General features: G+C 61.9%; 3 protein-coding genes and 1 pseudogene. All 4 read left to right on the forward strand.

Features of this window, described 5'->3' with window-relative positions:
- The first annotated feature begins 45 nt into the window (after positions 1-45).
- Positions 46-690, forward strand: coding sequence for an alpha-ketoglutarate-dependent dioxygenase AlkB (locus tag E5W87_RS20090; protein WP_292401275.1), 645 nt, complete (start codon positions 46-48; stop codon positions 688-690).
- Positions 690-1,127 carry a GFA family protein gene (locus tag E5W87_RS20095; protein ID WP_292401239.1) on the forward strand — a complete coding sequence of 146 codons (438 nt, stop codon included), beginning with the start codon at positions 690-692 and terminating at the stop codon, positions 1,125-1,127. Before E5W87_RS20090 ends, E5W87_RS20095 begins: the two co-directional genes overlap by 1 nt.
- 95 nt (positions 1,128-1,222) lie before the next feature.
- Positions 1,223-1,921 carry an MgtC/SapB family protein gene (locus E5W87_RS20100; protein WP_292401242.1) on the forward strand — a complete coding sequence of 233 codons (699 nt, stop codon included), beginning with the start codon at positions 1,223-1,225 and terminating at the stop codon, positions 1,919-1,921.
- Positions 1,922-2,149: 228 nt separating this feature from the next.
- A pseudogene (locus tag E5W87_RS20105) lies at positions 2,150-2,891 on the forward strand (DUF763 domain-containing protein); the annotation flags it as partial.

Consider the following 2,891-nt stretch of genomic DNA (forward strand, 5'->3'; position numbering starts at 1 on the left):
CTCCAAGGCCTTGCCGCCACCGGGCGGCTTTACCAATTAGGGTTGATGCCACCGCTCAAAACCAAGCAACCGGAATTCGCGGGCCAAGGCGACCTGTTTCGTGCGCCCGACTTTCGCGTGCCCGACTCTCGCGTGCTCGACGATCTGCCGGAAGGATTTCACTACCAACCGGAGCTGATCACGGCGGAGGAAGAGGCTGAGCTGGTGCGGCAGCTCGAAAGTCTCGCCTTCCAGCCCTTCGACTTTCATGGCCATCTCGCAAACCGGCGCGTCGCCGGTTTTGGCCTGCGCTACGATTTTGACCAACGTAAAGTCGTCGAGGCGCCGGCGATCCCTGCGTTTCTGATGCCGCTCAGGGAGAAGGTGGCAGAATTTGCGCGGCTACCCGCCGATGCTTTCGTCCAGGTTTTGATCAACGAGTACCGATCCGGCGCCGGTATCGGCTGGCATCGCGACAAGCCGCATTTCGATGCCGTGGCCGGCGTTTCCCTTCTTGCGCCATGCAGCTTTCGGCTGCGCCGGAAGAACGGCACGAGATGGGATCGCAAGACCATCATCGTCGAGCCAAGGTCGGCTTACCTGATGACGGGCCCGGCGCGCACCGAATGGGAGCACAGCATCCCGCCGCTTGCCGCGCACCGCTATTCGATCACCTTGCGGACCCTGCGGCCATCAAAACAGGTGGCTTGATGACCAGGATCGAGACCGGCTCCTGTTTTTGCGGTTCCATAACGGCTGAGATGCATGGCGACCCGTTCTGGATTTGCTCCGATCACGATGACGATTGTCGCAAGGCCATAGGGAGCCCGCTGACCGTCTGGGTCGGCTATCGACCGGCCCAATTCAGATTGCTGACCGGCGCGCCGAAGACGTTCTCAAGGACTGAAGGCGTGTTCCGCACCTTCTGCGCCGATTGCGGCACATCCATAGCCTATCTCGACCAGGGGCTTCCTGAAGAACTCTATCTGACGATCGGCTTCTTCGACCACCCCGAACGCTTTGCGCCGCAGGCTCACGCCTATTGGGACATGAAGCTGCCATGGGTGGAATTTCGTGACGATCTGCCGCGTGTGGAAAGATATTCAAGGCGGCGCGATCCGGCGATCGGAAATCCAGCCGATCGGTAACCGGCAAAACGCCGCCAATGGAACCCGAATGGCCCTAGCTGAATTGAATTGCGGTCAGTTCGTAATCCAAACACCAGCGGCGATCAGGGTTACCGATGTCTCTTATCCCGGCTTGGCAAGACATCGCGGCACGCCTGCTTCTGACCGTGCTCGCCGGTTCACTGATCGGCCTCGACCGGGAGGCGCGCGGACAAGCGGCGGGCCTCAGGACAACCATCCTGGTCGGGCTGGCCGCCGCGATCGCAATGACACAGGCCACCATTCTGCTGGAGGTTGGCGGCAAAACTCCGGATTCCTTTGCCCGGATGGACGTTCTGCGCTTTCCCCTAGGCGTGTTGACAGGCGTCGGCTTCATCGGCGGTGGCGCCATTCTTCGCCGGGGCAGTCTTGTCAGCGGCGTGACCACGGCAGCCACGTTGTGGATGATGACAATGATCGGATTGGCTTTCGGGGGTGGCCAATACGCCTTGGGCGCGGCCGGGACGGCGCTGACGCTGGTCATTCTGCTCGTGTTGAAATGGGTCGATCTGATGATACCGCGCGAACATCACGCTGTGTTGGCGCTCACCTGGAAGGCGGCGGATCACGACGAGCTTGACATGATCGTCGGGCCTTCCGGTTATCGAGCACGCCTGGTTGGAATGGAACGGCGCCAGGATCGCGACAGCCCCGTGATGTCGTTCGAGATCAGTTGGAGGCGGCCTGAGAGGGCACCGCCGCCGACGGATCTGTTGACGCTGGTGGGTGAGCATTGCGAGATCGAGAAGTTTGATCTCCTCAGCGAAGCGCGATAACCGCTGGATTGATTGCTAACTGAGCCGAGGATTGCCAGGTAGGCCGGGAATCAAGGCCGGCAGCATCGGCTGCACGAAACGGGCATGATCGCTTCTTCACGCTGCTTTTGATACCTATCTGTCGAGTGCAAGGCGTATATCGGGAATAGGCAAGATTTGGCACAACGATCGGGAAGCGCAGACCTTCCACTTCATGGCGGACGCGTGCCGAAATGGCTCGGCGACCGTATGACGCGCCTTGGCGCGGTCATGTGCGAGGCGATCATTCACCATTACGGCCGCGAGGAGCTGCTGCGCCGGTTGGCGCATCCGTTCTGGTTCCAGTCGTTTGGCGCCGTCATGGGGATGGACTGGCATTCATCCGGCATCACGACCAGCGTCATAGGCGCCTTGAAACGTGGTTTGGCTCCGCTCTCGGGCGAACTCGGTATTCACGTGTGCGGTGGCCGCGGCGCGCATTCACGCAAGACCCCGCACGAGCTTGCCGCCATCGGCGAGCGCGTCGGCTTCGACGGAACAGGCCTGGCGACGGCCAGCCGGCTCGTCGCCAAGGTTGACAGCGCCGCCGTTCAGGACGGCTTCGATCTTTATCTGCATGGCTTCATCGTGACCGATGACGGCGACTGGGTCGTGGTCCAGCAGGGCATGAACGGCGACAGCAAGGTGGCGCGCCGCTATCACTGGCTGTCCGAAGGCCTGAAGAGCTTCGTCGACCAGCCGCATGCCGCCATTGAGGGCGCCAACCAGGGCGAGATCGTCAACCTGACCGACCGCCGCGCCGACGCTTCGCGCAAGGGACAGCTGGAGCTCCTGCAGGACCTCGGACCGGATCGCATTCTGAGGGAATTCGCCGCGCTCGAGCGTGACGTGGCTGCAGCGCCGGAACCCGACCAGCCGATGCTGCCGCACCTCGTCATGCCGGCGCACCACGACGTTCGCGAAAGCGACGTCGTCATGCACCGTCTTCATG

Source organism: Mesorhizobium sp., assembly GCF_004962925.1.
GTDB lineage: Bacteria > Pseudomonadota > Alphaproteobacteria > Rhizobiales > Rhizobiaceae > Mesorhizobium.

Coding starts and splice junctions, on each gene's coding strand:
- E5W87_RS20090 (WP_292401275.1), top strand. CDS start 46: ATGCCACCGCTCAAAACCAAGCAACCGGAATTCGCGGGCCAAGGCGAC.
- E5W87_RS20095 (WP_292401239.1), top strand. CDS start 690: ATGACCAGGATCGAGACCGGCTCCTGTTTTTGCGGTTCCATAACGGCT.
- E5W87_RS20100 (WP_292401242.1), top strand. CDS start 1,223: ATGTCTCTTATCCCGGCTTGGCAAGACATCGCGGCACGCCTGCTTCTG.